The following is a 22,603-nucleotide window of genomic DNA, read 5'->3' as shown; positions in this document are numbered from 1 at the left end:
GCAGCTTTTTTAGAGCAGTCCTTGATTCCCAGCGTTCGAGGTTATCCAAAAGTAGTAACGGCAGCATGGCTAATCCGGACTCCGTATGAAACTGTATAAAAAGCGTCGTTATTGATACGCATCAAAGGTGACATGTCATGAAAACCAAATTTCTTATACACGTTTGGCGGAATAGAGTGGTGTAGAAGCAGTACTGTCCATCAGTTAAGCGCGATAGAGTGGTAGTTTGTGCGATGTTCAGGCCCTGCGGATAGAATATTTCAGTGCCCCCGGTCGTCTGTCACTTGGAGAAGTTGGCTAAAACCGCCCTTCCAAAAATCCCACCATCGCCTGCACCTTCATCGGCAAGTATTTCCTCGCGGGATACACCAGCCATGCATTCACTCTGCGTTGTTGCCACTCGGGCAACACGGTCACCAACTGGCCGGCATCCAGGTAGGGTTTGAGAATGAAGTCCGGCTGATAGAGCACGCCCAGGTGTTGGCTGGCAGACTGGGCGAGTAAATCGCCGTTGTTGAGCTGCAGAGCGGAGCGAACCAGGACTTTGGTTTCCTCGTCGCCGTTACTCAGTGGCCAGACGGTCGGCTGGCTGATCAGGGAATAGGTCAGGCAGGGGTGATGCTCCAGGTCGGCCGGTGTCCGGATGGGTTCGTGGCGGGCCAGGTAATCCGGGGAGGCGGCGCAGAGCATGGCGTAGCGGCCGAGGGGTTTGGCGATCAGGCTGCTGTCTTTCAGGTCGGCGATGCGCACGGCGAGGTCGAAGCCTTCGGCGACCAGGTCGGAATGCCGATCGGACAGTTCGATGTCCAATTCCAGGTCCGGGTAGGTGGTCTTGAACTCGGGGATCAAAGGCATAATCAGTCGTCGCCCGAAATCCAGTGGCACCGTCATGCGCAGGGTGCCGGACAGGCTGGTGGTCATTTGCTCGACCCGGGCGTCGACGTTGGCCATTTCCTCCAGCAGCGGCGCCATGCTCTGGTAGTAGCTTTCACCCGCTTCGGTGACGGTGATGCGTCGGGTATTGCGGCGCAACAGGCTGGTGTTCAGCGAATGTTCCAGTCCCTGTACCAATTTGCTCACCTTGGCGACGGACATGTTCAGTTCGACGGCAGCGCGCGAGAAACTGCTGTGCTCCACTACGGCGCAGAACACCCGTAATGCGGTCAGTCGGTCCATCCTTTCCGGCTCCCAAGCCCAAGACAACCCGGCATGGTACCGCGAATACCGCCCTCAGGGGCGATCCTTAAACTTTCTATACGCGGTGTTGGGGGACGGTTCAACATTTTCCAATTTCGAAAAAACCATTCTCATTCACGGTGCTTAATTTCCGCGTGTTAATCCGTACAGTGGCGTGCCTGACACTCTCCACACCAAGGATTTCGCCCATGAACAAACTTACTTTGTCCCTCGCCGTCGCATCGGCCTCCTTCTTCAGCACCACCGTATTGGCCGCCGATTACCAGATTGACCCGGCGCACTCCGCCGTGACGTTCGAGACCGGTCACCTCGGTGTGTCCCGTCTGCCGGGCCGGTTCAACGAATTCTCCGGCAGCTATGTCTGGTCCGATGCCAACCCGGGCGACAATTCGGTCAACATTGAGATCCAGACCGACAGCATCGACACCAATCATGCCGATCGCGACAAGCACCTGCGCTCTCCGGATTTCTTCAACGCCAAACAATACCCGACGATTACCTTTGCCAGCACCGGCTATGAAGGCGATGCCGAAGGCGGTGTGCTCACCGGCGAGTTGACCATGCATGGTGTGACACAGTCGGTTGAGCTGGACGTTGAGAAGATCGATGAGGGCGAAGACCCCTGGGGCGGCTATCGTCAAGGGTTCGTGGCCAGCACCGAGGTGATGCGCAGCGATTTCGGCATCGACTATTTCATCCCCAATGTGCCGGATGAAACCGAACTGACCATCTACATCGAAGGGGTTCGCCAGTAAGCCGCATCGGCGCTGGTATCTGTTATGTTGACTGAATTGGTGTTACCGACGGTCATCTGGCCGCTGCTGATCATGGGAGTGGCCTTCGCCCTGGGTCGCGGTTCCGCGTGGATGCCCGCTGTGGCGGCGTTTGTAGCCGGTCTCGGGGCGTATGGCTGGATTCAGGGCGCCATGCAGTGGCCGCCTACCGCGATGGACGGCATCTGGCTGATGGGGCTGGTCGCCTCCGTGGCTGCTTTGCTGCGGCCGGGCCGGGCGGTCGCCCTGTTGCTGCTGGGGCTGCCGGTCAGCGTCTGGGCTGTCTGGGTGTTCGCCTCCAGCCTGACGCCGATGGTCTGGGTCGCTCAAATACTGGCTCTGTTGGTGCCGGTCGGGTTGGCCTGGCTGTGGCTGAACCGGGCCGATCCCGACGATGCCGGCTCATTGTTCTGGCCCACGGCTTTTCTGATCGCACCGGCGGCCGTTCTGGCACCGGTGATCGGGTTGGCCGGCAGCTTGAAACTGGCGGAGCTGGCGGGTGCGCTGGGCGTAGTCATGGCGGTGAGCTGGCTGATCGGTTTTGGTTTGCCATTGGTGTCCGGGCAACGTCCCCACCGGACCTGGCGGGCTTTGGTGCCGGTACTGACCCTGCCGCTGGTCTGGGTGGCGTTGGTCGCCTATCATCTGGTTGAAGTGTCGCCCTGGGCGCTCTTGCCGGCTGCCCTGCCATGGGTTGGCTCGGCCGTCCTGGTTGTGGCCAGGCGACCGGACACCCGCTGGCTGGAACCGGTTGTGCTGGTTGCGGCGACCGCACTGCCGCTTGTATTCAGCCTCTGGTATGCCTGGCCGGAACAGTCGCTGTACTGATTAACCGGTGGCCCGCTGTCGAACGCGGGTCACCGACCCTCCCGACATCCTTGACGTTATACCCTTGACCCGGGTCAATCCTTCACAGGTTTGGGCGGCGCTATACTGCCCTCGGTGGTTGTACTCCACCGACTTGTAAACACCATCGACCCGATAGCTACCGACCGAGGCTGTCATTCCACGCCCCGCAGTGGACCCGGAACCGATCGAGTCACCATGCGCCCTGCGCAGGAGGTTCGACCATGGAAACCAATGCCGTTCCGTATTACGACATCAGCGATCGCCCCACCCAATGTTGTCCCCGGTTTCATCCGGATGGCTGGGAACACCAGGATCTGCATTTCCGCGACAAGCTGTTCGCCAAAGCCAGCACCCGAAGTCTGTTTCACATGCCGTTGAACATGGGGCCTGTTTTCAAAAAGACTTTCACCGCGATTCACGACGCCCACGGAGCTCTGGAGGACACTACGGTGGTGTTGTCCCGGGAAGTCTCACCCTGGCGGGCCGATCACTATTTCCTGGTGGATAAACCCGTGCCCGGATTGAAAATGGAGCGCCTGACCGGCGATTTCATTACCCGTGTCTTCGAAGGCCCCTATCGGGATATGTCCAAATGGGAGAAAGCCCTGGCGGATGAAGCGATTAAGGCCGGTAAAACCCTGAAAGGGACCTACTTCTTCTACACGACCTGTCCGAAGTGCTCTAAAGCCTATGGTGAGAATTACGTAGTCGGGTTCGCCGAGGTGGAATTGCCACTGGACCAGGATGTGTAGGAGCGATGACCCGGCATTACAAAAAAGCACAATCGGGCCGGCCGGCACAGGGCCTCATTCATCGAGGTTCCTGGCCGGCCATCGGATTTGCTTATTCACCGACTTGGTCTTTACTGATTCAGACCATTCCCTGGTGAGGTTGATGCAGTGATAAACCGGATCCTGATCGGAGTAACCAGCCTATGGATGGCCTCAATCGCGATGGCGGATGATTTCGTCGTCGGCGTCGAAAACATCAGCTACTTCCCCTATTACACGACTGAAAACGGCGAGTACGGTGGCCATGCCCGGGCCATTCTGGATGCATTCGCCGAGGACAGCGGTCACACCTTCACGTATCGGCCGCTACCGGTATCGCGATTGATGGATACCTTTCTCAACGGTGGTGTGGATTTCAAATACCCGGATAACCCGAACTGGCGGGCCGATATCCGGGAAGGGCTCAGTTTCAGTTATTCCGACCCGGTCATTGGTTTTATCGACGGTGTAGCGGCGCCGAGCCGGATCGAGAATCTCGAAAAACTCTCCACCGTCAGAGGGTTCACGCCCTGGACCTATATGGACAAGGTCAACAGTGGCGAAATCACTCTGCATCAGCAGAACAATGTCGAGCAGCTGATCCAGTTCGTACTGGCCGGCCGGGCGCAGGGGGCCTATTTCAATATCGACGTTCTCAGGTATCAACTGCGGGAAATGAATCAGGAAGGCGCACTCACCTTCCAGGAACATTTGCCTCACGATCAATCGTTCTATTATCTGTCCACCCTGGAGCATCACGGGGTCATCGACGAATTCAGCCAATGGATGACGGATAATCCGGAGCGGGTTGAACAATTAAAAAAAGAATTCGGATTAAACTAGGCTCCACTATCCATGACGTTTGAAAACGACGATCCCAAAACCATTCAGAAACAGTTGCTGAAGTACCAGTTGTTCAGTACGCCGGCCGTGGTGCTGATCGGTTTGGGACTTTACGGCTTGTTCGGCGCCCAGGGCGATGCCTTTTTGCCCATACTGAACGATCAGGGCGTGGTTTACAGCTTTCTGGGCGGCGGTATCGCGCTGGAAATCTGGGTACTGCTGAAAATCATTCCCCTGGTGCGGCACAGGAACCGGCCGTCCAACCCGGAATGAAGCCTATTGATTCCTGAGCGGGGGGCTGGTCCAATATCCGGCCGTCGGTTACAGGGCATGGATGTCCGTGCCAGGGGTACCGACGACACCCACCCCGTCTCAAGGAGTTTTACATGATCTGGATGATTGTCGCCGCCATCGCGCTGGTGCTCGCTTTCGTCATTCCCGCTAAATTGCCCGAACAACACAAGGTGTTCAAGGCTCCACTGCAAGTGGGTCTGGTCATCGTCGCTGTGTTCGTGGTCGCCCAGACGTCCTTTGTTCATATTAGCCAGGACAGCATCGGGCATTTGAAGAAAATCTACGGTTTCAAGGATCTGCCCACCGGGCAAATCATCGCCCGCGATGGTGAAAAAGGTCCACAGGCCGATGTCCTCGGCCCCGGCTTTCACATCATTCCGCTGATCAAGATTCAGTACCAGGTTGAAGAACTGCCGGTGCCCGAAGTGCCGGACGGCCAGATGGGCATTCTGACCGCCCGTGATGGTCAGCCATTGCGCTCCGGCCAATTCCTGGCCCGTGGTTGGGGGCAGGAGAACATCAACGAAATGCTCGACGCCAAGACCTTCCTGACCGGGAACGGCCAGAAGGGTACGCAGCTCACCGTACTGCCACCGGGGAAATACCGGTTCAACCGTTACCTGTTCGAACTCGATACCGTACCGGCTGTGGAAGTCGATACCGGTGAAGTCGCTGTGATCAAGTCCAACGTCCAGACATTGGAAGACGGCGATTGCCCCCAGGTCATACCGGACCTGGAAACCAACGACGACCTGTCCACACCCGTGGTACCCAAGGGCTGTATCGGTGTCTGGGATGAGCCCTATATGCCGGGTAACTACTACCTGAACCCGCGCGCCTACAAGGCCACCATCATCCAGACCCGGGCGCAGAGCTGGACCTATCAGGGGGGCTACCAGACCCGCAAGATCGACCTGACCGTGGCCGAGGACGGCGGCATTCAGCAGCGGGCCACGACCATCGATGTCAGCAAACCCAATGACGCGGCCGACCGCGCCATCATCACCAACGTCGAGGGTTGGCGGGTTCCGATCGAGCTGCGTCTGTTGGTCGAGGTAAGCCCGAAAGACGCCCCTCGTGTGGTGGCCTCCGTGGGTGATCTGAACGCTGTGGAAAACAAGATCGCCACGCCCAGCGTCCGCTCGGTATTGCGCAATGTGACTGGTCAGGAAGGTCGCAAGGTGCTGCAGTTGATCGAGCAGCGCGAGGAGATGGAAAACTACACCGAACAGGCGTTGTCACCGGAGCTGGCCAAGGCCGGTGTGACCTTGAAGGAAGTCCGAATGGCGGACCCGGTGATCCCGCCCGAACTTCTGGTGGCGCGTCAGCGCGAGCAGTTGGCCGGCCAGTTGGAAACCACCTTCCAGCAGGAAAAACTGGCTCAGCAGGAGCGCATCGAAGTCGAACGCCAGAAGGCCACGGCCGATCAGCAGTCCACGCTGGTGAAGGCCGAGATCGAGAAAGAAGCCGCCAAGCAGCGCAAGGAAACTCTGGCGCTTGAAGGTGAAGGCGAGAAGCTGAAGCTGATCGAAATCGCCAAGGGTGAGCAGGCCCGTGCCGAAGTGCTGGGTGCCCGCAACGCGGCCCAGTTGGCCATGCTGAAGGAAGTGCTGGCGGCGGCCATGGAAAACCCGGACATCATCAAAGTGCCGACGGTCAACGTCAGCTCGGGTTCCGAAGGCAGCCTGGAAGGCGCGGCCGCTGTGCTGGGGGCCAGCAATCTGGTGAACATGCTGCGCGACGGCCAAAACACCGCCAATCCTTAAGCCGTCCAATCGAATCGCCGCGCTCCCCGCGCGGCGTTCATTTCAAATCCCCTTACCTCGACCGAGGTCAGGGGTTCTACCTGGTCCGCTTGCGACACCCGGGTGCCACACACGTCGCGCGCTCACCCGGGATGGTCTAGATTACGGTACCCGAAGCGTTAAACAGGAGCGCATCATGGCCAATGGTTGGGCCGGAGACGGCGCGGTCCAGGATCAGATCGACAGCACGATCGAAGACGCCATCGACCGCGCGCGCCGGCAAATGCCCAGCGGCGAAAGCCGCACCCACTGCGAAGAGTGCGAGGCCGAAATCCCCGAAGCCCGGCGCAAGGCGATTCCCGGGGTGCGTTTGTGCGTCCGGTGCCAGAGCGAACAGGACGCACAAACGACGTACAGCAGCTATAACCGCCGGGGCAGTAAAGACAGCCAGTTACGTTGACATCAGTAAGGCGTCTGTACCCGGATGTAGGGCGTCGCCTCGCTGTTGCCGCAGCTGTTGAGTGCCACGGTACGCACGTACTGAACGGTACCGGCTCTGAGGTTGGCGATCCGGCTCCACGAATCGGTGGTGGTCACCAGCTCATCCCAGGTGCGGTCGTAACCGTTCCAGACTTCCACCCGATAGGATTCGGCGCCGTCCACCGGCCACCAGGTCAGCATGTACTGCGTCGACTGGATGTCCTGCGCCTGCAATCCGGTCGGCTGTGCCGGCACGGCGGTACAGACGGGGTAGCGGACACTGATCCAGTTCGTGGCCGCACTGGTGCCGCAGTCGTTCTCGGCATACACGCGGAAATAGTCGGTCTGGCCGCCCTGGCCGGATGTTACGTTGAGCGAGGTGTCCGTCGTTTCCTTGAAGTTGTACCACTGATAGCCGGACCATTTCTGGACATGATAGCGCTGTGCGCCCCGGCTCGATTCCCAACTCAGTCGGAAGTTGTCACTGCCAACGTCGGACGAGGCAAACGCTGAAGGTACCGCAGGCGCCCGGTCGCAACTCTGGCCGGAGTCGGTCAGGGAGATGGTCCAGGTGCGGCTGGCCGTCAGCAGATTGTCCGGGTCCTCGATCACCCGGTCGGTGGTGTCACGGGCCTCGGCTTTCAGGGTGTAGGTGCCGGCGGTGTGATCGGCGCCGACAAAGTCGAATCGAGAGCCCTGATGCACAACCTGACCGTTCAGCAACCACCGGACCTGCGCGGTGCCGTTGTGGTTGTTGACCGATGTGGCGGTGAAGGTTTGGGTGTCGCCGCCTTCCAGTGTGATCGAGGACGGGGCGGGCGCCGTGCCATCCAGTACGTCCACGTATTGATAAATGCTGCGCACGATCTGGCTTTCGTTCACGGCATAGAACGGCTGGCCGAGGTCCTTCATCATCGACGTAAAGGTCGGCCGGTACATGCCGGTCGGGCAGTACATCGCCCCCTCGTAAACCCCCACATTCTGTGCCCGGTCGAACCACTGGCTCCACTTGCCGCCGTTCGGGTCGGTGGTCGCGTTGGCGTTGTTCGGTTCGCGCAGCCGGCAGGTGCCGTAGTCGTATTCGTCCGCCAGCTTGGCGAAACTGTGGCCGAGTTCGTGCAACGCCAGATCGATCGCCTGGGGCGCGAGCGACATGGTGGCGACCTGGCCACCGGCTCCGCCGTAAGTCTCGGTGTTCACCACGACCAGAACCTTGTCGATCGCGTTGGACGGCAACACCGAGCGCAGGTAATCGAACACCTCGGCTTCGTCCACACACAGCAGGCGCTGGATGTTGTAGCAACCGAAGTGGGCGCCGAACCGGGTGTCTTTGGGCGCGCCCTGACCGGCGCCGCTTTGGTTACTGGCCACCTCGACGCGCCAGACATTGAACATCGGCTCGTAGTCCGAATAGATGTCCTCGGCAAAATAACCGTCGACGATGGTGTTCACGTCCTGTTCGAACTGTGCCAGATCGTTTTGGGTATAGCCTTCGGAAAGCACCACGAGGTCGACCCGGTTGGCCGAATCCCCGGACTGTTTAACCGAGTAGACGCCATTGGCGTCGAACGACCGGCTCGTCGCACGCGGTTGTACGGCTTCCGGGGCGGGCACGACTGTGACGTCCTGAAGGTGACGAAGCTCGAAGCCTTCGGCGCCGTCATCCACCCGATACAATTTCAGTCGGTCCACACTCAGCCGTTCCGGGATTTTCGTCCGCAGCAGCGCTGATGACTGTTCCACCTTGCGTTTCATCTCGACCGAGCCGGTGTTCGGGTCGAACACTTCGACCTCGCGCTCAAGCGGATCCTGAACCACGGCGCGATAGACCTCTTCGCCGTCCCGATCCAGGCCGACCAGGACCATTTGATCGGACGAGGTAACCTCGATGTCGGCGTGGTGCTTGGCGCGAGCGGTCAGAACCGGGTCCAGTCTTGCCTGCACGGCATCGGTACCGGACGCACTGCGGCCCGAGCCTGCTTCCAAACGGATCTGAATATCCAGCAATCGTTCCGGGCCTTCCGTTTCGGATAAAGGCCGATCGCTTGTGGTGTCGTTGGGAGGAGGCGTTGTCTGGCTGTTCTCGGTGGTGTCTTTGAAACCCTGGGGTTCGCAACCCAACAGGGCCAGGGTGGTCAGCGGAACCGCGACCAGGCTGGATATTCGTTTCATGTAACGTCCTTATACGTGAGTGGGCATATCTGTTTTTGTGAGTGTTTCTTACGGCGCGCGCCACCCTAACAGTGGTTTACGGATGTTTCCGTGCGGGCATGGTCACTTTCGAAGCGGCCTGGTTCACGTTTTCTTAATCGGATTCGAAATTGTCGTTTTTAGGCAAGTCCGGTAGGCGTGGTAACCGAGCCAGAATTCCCATCAGGACGAGACTGAACAGCAGCCGCCCCCAGAGCACGGCGCTGAGATGGGCGCCGAGCAACATGACCAGGAGGGTGTCCTCGATGAGGCTGTGGCAAAGCCCGAGCAGGCACAGGGTCAGATAGGCGTCCCGGGCGCTGAGCCGACCGGATTGGGCATCGCGAATGAGCAAACCCGCCCCGAAACTGAGCCCTAATGTCAGCCCGATAATGGTGGTGTTGCTCGCATCCCGGCCAATGCCGATCAGGCGCAACGGCGGCGCCAGGATCGCGTGCATGAGCCGTTCGATGCCGAGGTATCGCAGCACGACAAGCAGTGCCATCAGAGCGAGGATGATGAAATAGATGACGGCCAGGGTCCTGATTTGCAGCCACGCCCAGGCGACCAGTCCCGGTGAGGTTCGTTCCGGTTGCCAGGCCAGATGGTTGGCCTGTTGCAGCCAGTCGCCTTGCTGATACAGACGGTGCATCAACCAACCCAGCAATAAGCCGCCGCCAATGCGCAGCACTAAAGTGAGCCACCAGGGCACGCCGGCCTTTTTGGCGACCGCGCCTTCGATCGGTAACGAATGCCCGACGACCATCAGCGCGCCGAGGACCGAGACCTGAGCCACGGTCAGTGGTTGGTCCGCGATGTCGATGAACACCGCCATGCCGGTGTAGATGTTGGTCAACAGGGTCGCCGCCCAGACCACGCTGAACCCTTCGGGTAAACCCAGCGCCCCCATCACCGGCGCCAGCACATGGCCCAGCCACTGGGTGGCGCCCAGGCTCTCCAGGATTTTCACGATGATCAGCGCCGGCACCATGATCTTGAGCAGGGTCCAATAAACCTGGCCAGATTCCTGTAGGAGAGTACGCAACTGTGCGATCACGTCAGTGGTTCCGTATGGCGTCGAAAGACGACCATCATAAAGAGGAATACATAAATGGGTTGTTGAATGTGCACTGACAACGCAATAATTCGTCTTTATATCCAGATAAACGACAGATTATTCACATGGATCGATTGGACCGTCGTATCCTCGACGTATTACAGAATGACAGCAGCGTGACCAACCACGCTCTGGCCAATGCGGTCGGCCTCTCGCCTTCGGCGTGCCTGAAGCGGGTGAAACAGCTCCGACAGGCCGGCGTCATCGAGCGGGAAGTCGCGCTCTTGTCGCCCGAGCATCTGGGGCTCGCTCTGCATATGGTGGTGGAAGTCATCATGGAGCGGGATCACAAGACACTCTACCAACGCTTCCTGCAGCGTGTGGAAGCGGCGCCGGAAGTGACCCAATGCTACCAGGTGACCGGTGAAGTCGATTTTGTCCTGATTGTGCTGGTGCCTGACATGGCATCCTACGACCGGTTTTGCGATAACGTGCTGTATTCCGAACCGAACATTCGCAAATTCCGGACCTTGATTTCACGCAAGCGCAGCAAGTTTGAAACTCGGTTGCTGTTGAACCCGGTCGAGGGTGATTAGTCGGTCATGCTGGTCGGGCGTCGGTCGGTGTCGGGTCGCTGTGCATCCCCAATATGAGCACGTTAGTATGAACCGATGGTTATTGTGAAAAGGACGTATTAAATGGATTCAGTCTTCAATCTGTTGTTGGCCTTCGCGGCTTATGTGATCGCCACCGCCAGCCCGGGCCCGGCGACGCTTGCCATCATGGATGTGGCCATGAGTCAGGGGCGGAAGTCGGCCCTGGTCTTCGCCGGTGGTGTTATCACCGGTTCGATGACCTGGGCACTGGCGGCCGTGATCGGCATTGCCTCTTTGCTGTCGACCTATGTCCAGCTCTTCTACATGATCAAGCTGCTGGGCGGTGTTTATTTATTGTGGCTGGCGTACAAGTCGCTTCGTTCGGCGCTTGCGCATGGCACGTCCGAGGTTGAACCGGCTTCCCGAACCAAGACGCCGCTATCCACACTGTATCTCCGGGGTTTGGGCTTGCATCTGACCAACCCGAAAGCGCTCTTCGCCTGGATGGCGATCGTGGCCCTTGCCCTGCCGGAAGGGTCTTCCGCCCTGTCCGCTTTGTTGATCGTCGTCGGTTGCCTGAGTCTCGGGGTCCTTGTCTTCGGCGGATACGCGGTGTTGTTTTCCACACCGCGTGCCCAGGCGGCTTATCGTCGCCTGGGTGCCTGGTTCAACGGGGTGTTGTCGGCTGTGTTTGGGGCGGCGGGGTTGCGGTTGCTGCTGTCCCGGAATTGAGCATCCGATACAGCCACGCGACACTGGCCACTATGGCAAAGCCGGACAGTACGCTGAGCGTCAGCGCCGGGCTGACGAATTCTATGGCTGTGGCGCCGGTGACGGCAACGCTTGCGTACTCAGTGCCAATACCTCGGCAAAGGGGGCGTCGGCCAGCGCACCGAAACAGCGATGTTTACCCAGGCGGGCCCGGCTCGCCTTGGGACTGGTGATGCCGCAAAGGAAGCGCGCCAGGGTTCTCGGTGTACCCAGTGCCTCGTGCGCCTCATTCACCATCGCGTCTATGACAGCCCTGTCCGGTGCTTTATGCCGACGGGCGGGCAAGGACGCGGCATGGCCCTGGCAGCCGCTGCATTGTCCACAGGGCTGGGTCAGGGTTTCGCCGAAATAGGCCATCAAGGGTTGTTGCAAACAGCCCTGGGTCTCGGCCCAGTCGCAAATGGCCCGCAAACGGTCGATGTCCCGGGTCTCGCGTTCGGCGAATAATTGAGCGATGCGTTCGATCTGTTCCGCAGTGGCCAGGTTGGACGCCGTTTTGCGATAGCCTTGGCGAACCCCCGCGACCCGCAGTTCGATCCAGCCCTGTTGTTCGAGATAATTCAGTGCCTTGATGATGCGCTGTTTGTCTTCGCCCAGTTGCTGCGCGGCATCGTCCGGTTTCAGCGTCAGCCAGGTCCGGCCGGTCTTGCCGGTGTTGAACAGACGGGTCAGGAACTCGGCCCGATGGGCGTCGAACCGATCGAGAATCGCCGAGCGTGGCTCCTTAAAGGCGATTTTGTATTCGGTGTAAAACGGCGCCGTGGTGTGGAGTTGGTTGTCCAGCTCCAGATAGGTCAACAGGGTATTGAGCACCAGCGGGCGCACATCGAAGTGGTGGGACAGTTCATAGATCGATATGTCGAACTCGTCCGGCTGACCGTCCAGCCAGTGCATCAGGTTGGCCAGGGCCGCCGGGTCCGGCGTGTCGCCGTAGGTGAAATTCTCCAGCACCGTCAGGTCGTCGCGGCAGGCCAGCAGCTCGCATCGGGACGGCAGGCCATCGCGACCGGCGCGTCCGATCTCCTGCATGTAGTTTTCCAGGGATTTGGGCAGGTTGTAGTGATAGATCGCACGGATGTCCGACTTATCGATGCCCATGCCGAAGGCGATGGTCGCCACCACCACGGGCGACTCGCCGGCCATGAACGCATCCTGAATGCGATGACGATCCTCGTCTTTCAAACCGGCGTGATAGGGTTCGGTCTGGATGCCGTTGTCGTTCAGATAGGTGGCCACATCGACAGCGGTTTTCTGCAAGGTGACATAGACAATGGTGGATTGGTCGGGCGCCTGCCGGAGGCGTTGCAACAAGACCGCTTTTTTGTCGACGGTTGAACAGGGCGCCACACCGATGTGCAGATTCGGGCGGTAAAAACCGGTCTGGACATGGTCATTCGGCTCGATGTCGAAACTGCGGCAAATCTGCTCGGCGACCTTGGGCGTGGCGGTCGCCGTCAGGGCCAGGGTCCGGCCCACATTGAGCTGTCGGGCCAATCCGGCCAGTTTCAGGTAATCCGGCCGGAAATTGTGGCCCCATTCGGACACGCAATGCGCCTCGTCCACCGCCATCAGGCTGATGTTCAGTCGCGACAGCCGCGCCAGAAACCGTTCGTTCGCCAACCGCTCCGGTGCGATGTACAGCAGTTTGATGCGACCGTTGTCCAGGCCGTCGTAGAGAGAGATGACGTCTTCGGTGCTGAGACTGGAATCCAGTCGGGCGGCGGGAATGTTAAGTGCGTTGAGCCGGTCCACCTGATCCTTCATCAGGGCGATCAGCGGCGATACCACGATCGTCAGCCCATCCAGAAGCAGCGCCGGTAACTGATAACACAGGCTCTTGCCGCCCCCGGTGGGGAAAATGGCCAGGGTGGAACGACCGGCCAGTAAGGATTGGATGACCGCTTCCTGGCCGGGGCGGAAGTGTTCGAGTTGGAAGCGGGAAGTGAGTGTTTGCTGAGGCGTGTTCATGGTTCGAGTCCTTGCGCGGGAGTCAATTCGAATGGTACGCAGCCGATAACGTCCCTATCGGCTGCAAGGGCTTATGCTAGCGGATCAAAACGTTGAACTCAGTCGACACGATCACAGACAAGTCGGTCGTCTATTGTTCCAGCGTTTGATACAAACCGAAGTAAGCGCCCTTCTTCGCCAGCAATTCCTCATGGGTCCCGCTCTCCACAACCTTGCCTTTATCCAGCACATGAATCACATCGGCGTTCATCACCGTCGACAGTCGGTGCGCGATGACCAGCGTGGTCTTGTCGCGGGAGATGCGGTCCAGCGTGGCCTGGATTTCCTGTTCGGTGCGGGTATCGAGCGCGGAGGTGGCTTCGTCCAGCAGCAGGACGGGGGCGTCGCGCAGGATGGCGCGGGCGATGACGACGCGCTGGCGCTGGCCGCCGGAGAGATTGGTGCCGCGCGGGCCGGCCAGGGCGTCGAGGCCCTCGGCCGTGGCGTCGGTAAAGCGGGTCACCAGCGCCTGGTCGGCGGCGGCTTCGACGGCCGACTCGTCCGCACTCAGTTCGCCCAGGGCGATGTTCTGGCGGATGCTCTCATCGAACAGGGCGGATTCCTGGCTGACGACGGCGAACTGGTGGCGCAGGTCGCGCAAATCGAAGGCGTCGATCGGGGTGTCGCCGAGCAGGATCCGGCCGGACTGGGGTTCGATCAGGCGCGTCAGCAGGTTGAACACCGTGGTCTTGCCGGCGCCCGAGGGGCCGACCAGGGCTGTGATTTTGCGTGCGGGCGCGGTGAACGTCAGTCCGTTCAGCACCGGGTTGTCACCGTAGGCGAAATGCACATTGTCGAGGACGACGTCCTGTCGGGCCGCGGCTTCGATGTTATCGGCCAGTCGGGGTTGGTTGACGATGGTCGGCTGAACTTCGAACAGGCCGTAGAGACGTTCGATGCTGGCCATGGCCGCCTGGATGACGCCACCGACATTGCTGAGGCGACGCAGCGGGTCGAAGATCAGCCCCATGGCGACGAAGAAACTCATGAATTCGCCCAGTGACTTCTCGCCGGCGATGATCTGCTGGCCGCCGAAATAGACCACGGCCATAAAGCCGAGCCCGGCGATGATGTCGATCATGGCCGGCATGCCGGCCTTGCCCATTTCCGAATGCGTCTGGGCATGCAGGAAGCGGTCGACTTCTTTGGTGAAGCGGTGCTTCTCGTGCATGTCCAGGTTGTTCAGCTTGATGGCGTTGATGCCGTGGAAAATCTCGTCCAGCCGTGTGGAGATGTTGGCCGAGGTCATGCGGGCACGCCGGGTGGTGTTGCGAATGCGTTTTTGCAGATAGATGACCGGCAGCACCAGGGAGGGAATGCCGACAAAGGCGATCAGGGTCCACAGCCAGTCGTTGTAGATGGCCACGCCCAGCAGGGCGATCAGGCTGAAGGTGTCGCGGCCCAGGGTCATCAGGGCGTTGCTGGCCAGACCCTGCAGTGTCTGGGCGTCGCCGCGCACCCGCTCGATCAGCGCGCCCGGAGAATTGCGGAAGAAGAAGCCGGTGTCGAGCTTGATCAGGTGAGCCAGCAGGTCTTTCTGCAGGCCGGTGACAACACGCAGGCCGACACTGACCGTGATGACACGCTGGCCGAACCCGCCCAATGCACGGGCGAGGAAGGTAACGAACAGGCCAATGGCCACGAGGCCGATCATGTCCTGGTTGCCGGCGACCATCACCTGGTCGAACAGCGGACGCACCAGATAGCTGACCGCACCCAGGGCGCTGCCTTCGATGATCATCAACACCAGTGCGATCAACAACAGACCGGTATGCTGGGCGACATAATCGCGCCAGATCTGCGTCAGCAGGCTGCGGGTACCGCGTTGGCTGAGACTGTCCGGCTGTGTGCGCTCGAGGGTTTTACTCACGATTCAGTAACCTGTCCACCAGGGTATTGGCCCAGCCACGGCTCATGAATTCCTTGGACAGGGCGTCCCGGTCGTAATAACAGTCGACCCATTCCAGAAAGGGCGTGGGCCGATGTTCGTTGAATTTACGGTAACTTTCGAGAAAATGGTCGAGCAGGCCGGTCTTGGCGTACTTGATGTGCAAAAACCGCATCGACAGTTGTTTCTGCGCTTCTTCCACCGGTGCACCCTTGTGCAGCAACAGATAGAGCGCCGAACCGATGCCGGCCCGGTCCGCGCCGGATTTGCAGTGGAACAGCGCGGGCTTGTCGATCTGCTTGAACACCTCGCGCGCTTCGTGGATGTTCTCTTTGGACGGCATCTTGCGCGAATAGAGGCGGAAATCGATCATTTTGATGCCCAGCTTCTCGCACCATTCCTTTTCCAGATGGTAGGAACCGAAGTTGCTGACTCCCCGGAAATTGACGATGGTGCGGATGCCCTTCTTGTGCCAGGCACGCAGTTGCCGGGGCGAAGGCTGGTTGGAGCGGTAGACGCCCTCGTCCAACCGATGGATGTTGGAGAAAAAGACACGCAGGAAGCCGTGGTCGACCCAGTCCATGTCCAGGTGGGCCCAGAGCCGCACCCAGGGCGATGTCAGCTTCTCACCCCATGTCTTGCGCCAGCGCTTGTAGGCCGGGGTCCAGAACATCACCTTCTTGAGCATCGATCGCGTCGCCTTGGGCTCGCCGCCGTTAAAATGGGGGGCGATAATACACCAGCCCCGTGACAGGCAAAAGACCGCCCGCGATCGGGGCCGGTCGTGCTGTTCAAACCAAAAGCCACTATACTGCGCGCCACATTCGGCTCAGCCTTAATTCGAAAGAAGGCCGTAAAGGTATCCTCAGCATGAACGCATCCGTATCCGATGCCGGCGCCCCCGGCACCCTCTATGTGGTTTCCGCCCCGTCCGGCGCGGGCAAGAGCAGCCTGGTGAACGCCCTGATCAAGCGTTTGCCCTTTGTCTACCTGTCCATCTCCCACACCACGCGACCGAACCGGCCCGGTGAGACCGACGGCGAGCACTATCACTTCGTCGACACCGACGACTTCCTGGCCATGGTTGAGCGCGGCGAGTTTCTGGAGCATGCCAAGGTGTTCGACAACTACTACGGTACCAGCCAGGTCTGGGTGCAGAGCCAACTGGACCAGGGCCACGATGTGATTCTGGAGATCGATTGGCAGGGCGCCCAGCAAATCCGTCGGCAGATGCCGGAGACGCAGGGTATTTTCATCATGCCGCCGTCGCGCCAGGCGTTACAGGAGCGGTTGGAGAAACGGGCTCAGGACAGTGCCGATGTCATCGCTCGGCGGATGAAGGATGCGACCAGCGAGATGTCGCATTACCACGAATACGACTACGTCGTGGTCAATGACGACTTCTATAAGGCGCTGGATGAATTGTGTTCGATCTTCATCGCGCATCGACTGCGGCTCGAGAAACAGCAGATGCGGTTTGGCGGGTTGTTCGAACACCTGCTGAACGGGTAAAGGCTTCGAGCCGTGGCCATCAGCCAGGTACTCTTTACGCAGCCAACCTCCATCGGGGCTTGAGCTTTTGGTCAAACTCCGTACAATCCGCCGACCCGGAACCGTTTATATCCTGTTAGGAGACCTCGATGGCTCGAGTCACTGTTGAAGATTGCCTGGAAAACGTAGCCAATCGTTTTGAACTGATCATGGTCGCCAGCAAGCGCGCGCGCCAAATCGCCAATGACGGTGCCGATCCCCTGGTGCCGGAAGACAACGACAAGCCGACCGTGATCGCCCTGCGCGAAATCGCGGAAAACAAGGTCAATCCGTCGATTCTGGAAGAAATCGAAGAGTGATCTGACGCCCTGATCGCCGTTCGGGAGGCTGGATCCTCGATTTTTCCACCTCCCGGCCGGTATCTGCCCCGTCCCACCCCTACTTTTCTGTTGCCGCCGTCCCTACATTAATTACACTAGGTTCAAATGAGTGCATCCAGCGCCCCATCCGGCCTGCCGATGTTCGAACCCGCTGATTTTTTGGACGACGACACCTTTGCCCACCGTTGATGTGCTAGCCAAACGGCTCGAATCCTACCTGGCGCCGGAGAAAGTCCGCCGCGTCAAACGGGCCTATTACTACGCCGAACAGGCGCACGAGGGGCAAATGCGCCGCAGCGGCGAGCGCTACATCACCCATCCGCTGGCGGTGGCCACGATCCTGTCCGAGATGCACATGGACCATCAGAGCCTGATGGCCGCCATGCTGCACGATGTCATCGAGGACACCGCGGTGTCCAAGGACGCCCTGGTCGAGCAGTTCGGGCCGGGCGTGGCGGATCTGGTCGACGGCGTCTCCAAGCTGACCCACCTCGAATTCGAGACCAAGAAGGAAGAGCAGGCCGAGAACTTCCAGAAGATGGTACTGGCGATGTCCAAGGACATCCGCGTGATTCTGGTCAAGCTGGCGGACCGGCTGCACAACATGCGTACTCTGGGCGCCATGCCGCCCGAGAAGAAGCGCCGCAAGGCGCGCGAGACGCTGGACATCTACGCCCCCATCGCCTTGCGTCTGGGCATCAACGACCTGCGCATCGAGCTGGAAAACCTGGCTTTCGAGGCGCTCTATCCGCTGCGTGCCCAGCGCATCGCCCGGGCGATCAAGAAGAGCCGGGGCAATCGCAAGGAGCTGGTCACGCAGATCCGTCAGGCGCTGGCCGATCGACTGGAGGTCGAAGGCATCGACGCCCAGGTGGTCGGCCGGGAGAAGCATTTGTTCTCCATCTACAACAAGATGAAGGACCAGCGCAAAACGCTGCAGGAAATCCTCGACGTCTACGGTTTTCGCATCATCACCAACTCGGTCGACTCCTGTTACCGCATCCTCGGTGTGGTGCACAACTTCTACAAGCCGGTGCCGAACCGCTTCAAGGATTACATCGCCATTCCCAAGGCTAACGGCTACCAGAGCCTGCACACCACGCTGATCGGCATGAATGGTGTGCCCATCGAGATCCAGATCCGCACACAGGAAATGGAAGACATGGCCAATCACGGGATCGCCGCGCACTGGCTCTACAAGAACGACGACTCCTCCGACAACAGCCCGACACACGCCCGCGCCCGGCGCTGGGTGAAGGGGCTGCTGGAGATGCAGGAACGGGCCGGCAATCCGGTCGAGTTCATCGAAAACGTCAAGATCGACCTGTTCCCGGATGAGATTTACCTGTTCACACCCAAGGGCAAGATCCTGGAGATGCCCAAGGGCGCGACCGCCGTGGATTTCGCCTACGCGGTCCACACCGACATCGGCAACAGCTGCGTCGGCTGTCTGATCAACCGGCAGATCGCGCCGTTGAGCCAGCCGCTGGAAAGCGGCGATACGGTCAAGATCATCACCGCCCCGGGCGCCCGTCCGAACCCGGCCTGGCTCAATTTCGTGATCACCGCCAAGGCACGTTCGAACATCCGCCACTTCCTGAAGAACCTGAAGAAGCAGGATTCGGTCGAACTGGGCCGCAAGCTGCTGAACAATTCGCTGAAGAATTTCGACACCGAACTTGAGGCTGTGTCCGACAAGACGATCAATGGCCTGCTGCAGGAGTATCACCTGAAAAAGCTGGACGATCTGCTGGAGGATATCGGTCTCGGCAACAAGGTGTCCTATGTGGTAGCGCGGCGCCTGTTGAACGACAGCCCGGAACTGCCTGAGGCGAGCAATGACAAGGCGATGACGGTGAGCGGCACCGAGGGCATGCTGGTGACCTATGCGAAGTGCTGCCGGCCGATTCCGGGCGATCCCATTGTCGGGGTGATCAGCAAGGGCAAGGGCATTGTGATTCATGTCGAGCAGTGCCGGAATATTGTGGAGAAGCGCAAGGATCCGGATCAGTGCGTGCATTTGCGCTGGGACAAGTCGATGGAAGGAGAATTCATCGTCGATTTGCGGGTGGAGATGCGCAATGCCCGGGGGGTGTTGGCGAGCGTGGCGAATGCGGTGTCGCAGGCGGATGCGAACATTGAGAGCATTGAAATGCAGGAGCGGGATGCGACGACGAGTCGGTTGAATCTGACGGTGGCGGTGTCGAGTCGCCAGCATCTGGCCCGGGTGATTCGTCGGCTACACTCTTTGAAGCCTGTGGGTAAAATCGAGCGGGTCCAGGGGTAGAGTTCTGTGCTTCTAACCCGCAACTGCTGCCGGGTGTGCTTATCCAGGGTCGCCGTGAACCCATCCATGGGGGCTTGACCTCGGCATCCATGCCTCGCACATCCCTGGATAAGCACACCCGGCATCAGTCGCTCGCCCAAGTACCAAACATATCTAATCTGAAATCCATTCTGCTGAATTAGGTGATCGCAGCGAATTGGTTGTCGAGCAAATTCATTTTTAAATACATCAGGAAACATCATGTCTGACACCCCACTCAACGAAGGTTGGTTCACGGAAGTCTGGTCGCCGGAAGGTTCGGCGTTTTCGCTGGAGGTGACGGCGAAGTTGCATGAGGAGCAGAGCGAGTTCCAGAAGATCGAGATATTTGAGACCCGGCATTGGGGTCGGTTGATGGTGCTCGATGGCTGTTACATGGTGACGGACCGGGATAATTTTCTGTACCACGAGATGATGACGCACCCGGCGTTGTTTACGCATCCGGATCCGAAGAAGGTGTTGGTGATCGGCGGCGGTGACTGCGGGACCTTGCGCGAGGTGTTGAAGCATCCGAATGTGGAGCAGGCCTGGCAGGTTGAGATCGATGAACGGGTGACCCGGGTGTCGGAGGAGTATTTTCCGGCGCTGTGCGAGTCGAACGGGGATCCGCGGGCGTCGTTGTTGTTCGAGGATGGTATCGCGTGGATCAAGAACTGCGAGCCGGGTGATCTGGATGTGATCATTGTGGATTCGACCGATCCGGTCGGGCCGGCGGCGGGGTTGTTCAACCGCGAGTTTTTCGGGCATTGCCTGCGTGCCTTGGGCGAGGATGGCTTGTTGGTGCAGCAGAGTGAGAGCCCGCTGTTTCACACCGAGACCTTGATCAAGGAAATGTACCGTGAGATGCGGGCGGCCGGGTTCAAGAGCCTGCAGACGCTGCCGTTCCCGCAGCCGATCTATCCCTCGGGCTGGTGGAGCTGCACGATGGCGAGCCAGGGGCTAGATGTGACGGGTTTTCGCGAGGCGGATGCCGGTGCGAAGGCGTTCGAGACGCTGTACTACAATGCCGGTGTGCATAAAGGCGCGTTGGCGTTGCCGGAATTTATGAAGGGCCTGGCGGAGTAAACCCAAACGATGTCCCGCCCACCATTTTGGGGTGGACGGGGCATTTGGCTCAATTGGCTGTGGGCATGTTCCGGGCCTGGCTGTCTCCAACGGTGGGTAATGCCCACCCTTCGAGGTGATATGGTTCGTTTTGGCGTAGCAGTTTTTCTCCTGTCACTGATGGCGGCCGTCAACGCCGCCCCACTCCGCGTCGCTTCGTTCAACATCCACTACATTACCCCGAATCAGACCGACATCGTCTGGTCCGAGCGGCGCGATGCCGTGCGTCGGGTGATCGGTGAGATGAACGCAGACATCATCGCCTTCCAGGAGATGGAAACCTTCGTCGGCGGCCATTTCAACGATGAAAACCGCCAACTCGACTGGGTGCTGGAGCACTACCCGGAGTACACGGCCGGGGCCATCGGCGACCCGCGTGAATTTCCCATCACCCAGCCGATCCTGTTCCGCTCCAAGCGCTTTACGCTCGAAGACCAGGGCTGGTTTTTCTATTCCGACACCCCGGATGAGATCTACAGCCGCACCTTCAACGGCAGCTACCCGGCCTTCACCACCTGGGTCGAGCTGACCGACCGTACCACCGGCGAGACGGTCCGCATCGTCAACAACCACTTCGACTACGCCAGCGGCAGCAACCGTCGAAAATCCGCCGAACTGGTCGCCAACCGCTTGGAATCGGTACTCAACAGCGGTAAAGCGGTCATCCTTCTTGGCGACTTCAACGCCCCCGGCTTCTGGCCACCGATGGGATTCCTCAAAGACCAGGGGTTCCGCCTGGTCGACCCCGCCGGCAGTACCTACCACCACAATCGGGGCTGGCACCTGATTCCCGCGATCGACCACATCCTCGTCACTGACGATTTGTGCGCCCTCGACGGCATTCGGCGCTACACCCGGGACTACAAGGGCGTCTACCCCGCCGACCACTACCCGATCCTGGCCGAACTGTCATGGACCGGTAAACCTCTCGCCCAACAATGCGACAGCCGCGCCCTGAGCGGATAGAATGCGGCCATCGTTCGAGTAAGGAATTTTCATGGAGTCTCCTTCCCTGCCAGACAAAATCGACCGCTGGATGGCCACCCCCTGGTACTGGCTCGCCATCCTGCTGGGCGGCATCGCCCTTGAGGCCATCGCCCTCTTCTACCAGCACGTCCTTGACGAGCCGCCCTGCGTCCTGTGCATCCACGCCCGTCTGTGGACCTTCGGCGCCATCGTTGCCGGCAGCCTCGGCCTTATACTCTACCGCCGCTGGCCCGGCCGCCTGTTCAGCCAGGGCGTGCTCATCGTCAGCCTCGCCGGCCTGCTGGAACGCAGCTACGTCGCCCTGCGGGTCGAACGCGGCACCTACGACGGCGTTTGCGGCATGGACCCCGGCTACCCCGACTGGCTCCCCCTCGACGACTGGTTTCCCAACGTCCTCCAGGTCTGGACCATGTGCGGCTACTCCCCCGACTTCCTGTTCGGCCTCACCATGGTCGAAGCGCTGACTTACGGTACCGCCATCCTGTTGGTTTTGGCACTGGCCGGAGCCGTGGTCATGGCGGTAAAGCGGACGTCCTGATCGAATACGGACGCTGAAACAGGGTCTTGAGAGGCTGTCCGAGAACGGTTGTAGGTTGGATCGGTCCGACGATTCGGTAGCCGAAGGCGTAATTCAACATGATTAACCCGAGTAGGTCTGGGAGTCACAATTACGAACGTTGGATTACGCGCTCACGCGCTAATCCAACCTACTTACCCATACCGTGTTTTCGGGTTGAGGGATCAGGATGTGATGCCAGCCACGGATCCGAGCGACTGGCGCCGGGGGTGTCCTATCCGGGGATATCTGAGGCATGGATGCCGAAGCTAAGCCCCCATGGATGGGTTGAGTGGGCG

General features: G+C 59.7%; 21 protein-coding genes. 15 read left to right on the top strand and 6 right to left on the bottom strand.

All coding sequences use genetic code 11. The features are described 5' to 3' along the window. Window positions 1–297: 297 nt before the first annotated feature. Window positions 298–1,176 (bottom strand): LysR family transcriptional regulator, encoded by an 879-nt coding sequence (locus tag IE111_RS06640; protein WP_189607738.1) that lies wholly within the window; start codon window positions 1,174–1,176, stop codon window positions 298–300. A 209-nt stretch (window positions 1,177–1,385) separates the two neighbouring features. Between IE111_RS06640 and IE111_RS06635 the strand changes: the two genes are divergently transcribed. The 7 genes from IE111_RS06635 (at window position 1,386) to IE111_RS06605 (ending at window position 6,931) form a co-directional block, all read left to right on the top strand. Then, entirely contained in the window at window positions 1,386–1,952 is a 567-nt protein-coding gene (locus IE111_RS06635; RefSeq protein ID WP_189607737.1) for a YceI family protein, read from the top strand. Between the two features lie 24 nt (window positions 1,953–1,976). Further along, a complete protein-coding gene (locus IE111_RS06630; RefSeq protein WP_189607736.1) occupies window positions 1,977–2,798 on the top strand; it encodes a hypothetical protein in 822 nt (273 codons plus the stop codon). A gap of 242 nt (window positions 2,799–3,040) precedes the next feature. After that, window positions 3,041–3,571, top strand: coding sequence for a hydrolase (locus tag IE111_RS06625; RefSeq protein ID WP_189607735.1), 531 nt, complete (start codon window positions 3,041–3,043; stop codon window positions 3,569–3,571). 186 nt (window positions 3,572–3,757) lie between these two features. Continuing rightward, on the top strand, window positions 3,758–4,432 hold the full coding sequence (locus tag IE111_RS06620; RefSeq protein ID WP_189607734.1) for a substrate-binding periplasmic protein: 675 nt from the start codon (window positions 3,758–3,760) through the stop codon (window positions 4,430–4,432). 12 nt (window positions 4,433–4,444) lie between these two features. Then, a complete protein-coding gene (locus IE111_RS06615; protein ID WP_189607733.1) occupies window positions 4,445–4,705 on the top strand; it encodes a hypothetical protein in 261 nt (86 codons plus the stop codon). Between the two features lie 113 nt (window positions 4,706–4,818). Next, window positions 4,819–6,492, top strand: coding sequence for an SPFH domain-containing protein (locus IE111_RS06610; RefSeq protein ID WP_189607732.1), 1,674 nt, complete (start codon window positions 4,819–4,821; stop codon window positions 6,490–6,492). 175 nt (window positions 6,493–6,667) lie between these two features. Further along, window positions 6,668–6,931 (top strand): DksA/TraR family C4-type zinc finger protein, encoded by a 264-nt coding sequence (locus IE111_RS06605; protein ID WP_189607731.1) that lies wholly within the window; start codon window positions 6,668–6,670, stop codon window positions 6,929–6,931. Window positions 6,932–6,933: 2 nt separating this feature from the next. Here the strand turns inward: IE111_RS06605 and IE111_RS06600 are convergent, their stop codons facing one another. Both IE111_RS06600 and IE111_RS06595 read right to left on the bottom strand, forming a co-directional pair. Further along, window positions 6,934–9,123: a M64 family metallopeptidase gene (locus IE111_RS06600; protein ID WP_189607730.1), complete on the bottom strand. Its 2,190-nt coding sequence runs from the start codon at window positions 9,121–9,123 to the stop codon at window positions 6,934–6,936. Between the two features lie 133 nt (window positions 9,124–9,256). Further along, window positions 9,257–10,198 carry a nucleoside recognition domain-containing protein gene (locus IE111_RS06595; RefSeq protein WP_229805268.1) on the bottom strand — a complete coding sequence of 314 codons (942 nt, stop codon included), beginning with the start codon at window positions 10,196–10,198 and terminating at the stop codon, window positions 9,257–9,259. A 125-nt stretch (window positions 10,199–10,323) separates the two neighbouring features. Here IE111_RS06595 and IE111_RS06590 point away from each other — a divergent pair, with 125 nt between their 5' ends. Together IE111_RS06590 and IE111_RS06585 are read left to right on the top strand one after the other, a co-directional pair. After that, the gene (locus tag IE111_RS06590) at window positions 10,324–10,794 is read left to right on the top strand and encodes an Lrp/AsnC family transcriptional regulator (protein WP_189607729.1); all 471 of its coding nucleotides are present in this window, start codon (window positions 10,324–10,326) and stop codon (window positions 10,792–10,794) included. 102 nt (window positions 10,795–10,896) lie between these two features. Next, window positions 10,897–11,526: a LysE family translocator gene (locus IE111_RS06585; protein WP_189607728.1), complete on the top strand. Its 630-nt coding sequence runs from the start codon at window positions 10,897–10,899 to the stop codon at window positions 11,524–11,526. An 81-nt stretch (window positions 11,527–11,607) separates the two neighbouring features. On the opposite strand, the gene IE111_RS06580 is transcribed toward IE111_RS06585, so the two are convergent. From IE111_RS06580 to IE111_RS06570, 3 genes are all read right to left on the bottom strand, one after another. Next, the gene (locus tag IE111_RS06580; protein ID WP_189607727.1) at window positions 11,608–13,533 is read right to left on the bottom strand and encodes a RecQ family ATP-dependent DNA helicase; all 1,926 of its coding nucleotides are present in this window, start codon (window positions 13,531–13,533) and stop codon (window positions 11,608–11,610) included. A gap of 130 nt (window positions 13,534–13,663) precedes the next feature. Beyond that, window positions 13,664–15,442 carry an ABC transporter ATP-binding protein gene (locus tag IE111_RS06575; RefSeq protein WP_229805267.1) on the bottom strand — a complete coding sequence of 593 codons (1,779 nt, stop codon included), beginning with the start codon at window positions 15,440–15,442 and terminating at the stop codon, window positions 13,664–13,666. After that, entirely contained in the window at window positions 15,435–16,148 is a 714-nt protein-coding gene (locus IE111_RS06570) for a tyrosine-protein phosphatase (RefSeq protein WP_229805266.1), read from the bottom strand. Before IE111_RS06570 ends, IE111_RS06575 begins: the two co-directional genes overlap by 8 nt. Window positions 16,149–16,330: 182 nt before the next feature. Between IE111_RS06570 and gmk the strand changes: the two genes are divergently transcribed. The 6 genes from gmk (at window position 16,331) to IE111_RS06540 (ending at window position 22,286) form a co-directional block, all read left to right on the top strand. Further along, a complete protein-coding gene (gmk, locus tag IE111_RS06565; protein ID WP_189607726.1) occupies window positions 16,331–16,972 on the top strand; it encodes a guanylate kinase in 642 nt (213 codons plus the stop codon). A 128-nt stretch (window positions 16,973–17,100) separates the two neighbouring features. Further along, on the top strand, window positions 17,101–17,310 hold the full coding sequence (gene rpoZ, locus IE111_RS06560) for a DNA-directed RNA polymerase subunit omega (protein ID WP_189607725.1): 210 nt from the start codon (window positions 17,101–17,103) through the stop codon (window positions 17,308–17,310). Between the two features lie 196 nt (window positions 17,311–17,506). Further along, a complete protein-coding gene (gene spoT / locus IE111_RS06555; protein ID WP_189607724.1) occupies window positions 17,507–19,618 on the top strand; it encodes a bifunctional GTP diphosphokinase/guanosine-3',5'-bis pyrophosphate 3'-pyrophosphohydrolase in 2,112 nt (703 codons plus the stop codon). A gap of 240 nt (window positions 19,619–19,858) precedes the next feature. Then, entirely contained in the window at window positions 19,859–20,722 is an 864-nt protein-coding gene (gene speE / locus IE111_RS06550) for a polyamine aminopropyltransferase (RefSeq protein WP_189607723.1), read from the top strand. A gap of 120 nt (window positions 20,723–20,842) precedes the next feature. Further along, the gene (locus tag IE111_RS06545; RefSeq protein WP_189607722.1) at window positions 20,843–21,727 is read left to right on the top strand and encodes an endonuclease/exonuclease/phosphatase family protein; all 885 of its coding nucleotides are present in this window, start codon (window positions 20,843–20,845) and stop codon (window positions 21,725–21,727) included. A gap of 31 nt (window positions 21,728–21,758) precedes the next feature. Next, the gene (locus IE111_RS06540; protein ID WP_189607721.1) at window positions 21,759–22,286 is read left to right on the top strand and encodes a disulfide bond formation protein B; all 528 of its coding nucleotides are present in this window, start codon (window positions 21,759–21,761) and stop codon (window positions 22,284–22,286) included. Window positions 22,287–22,603 lie beyond the last annotated feature (317 nt).

Origin of the sequence: Saccharospirillum salsuginis, assembly GCF_014651855.1 — a bacterium.
Lineage (GTDB): Bacteria > Pseudomonadota > Gammaproteobacteria > Pseudomonadales > Natronospirillaceae > Saccharospirillum > Saccharospirillum salsuginis.
This window is presented reverse-complemented; position numbering and strand designations above follow the sequence as displayed.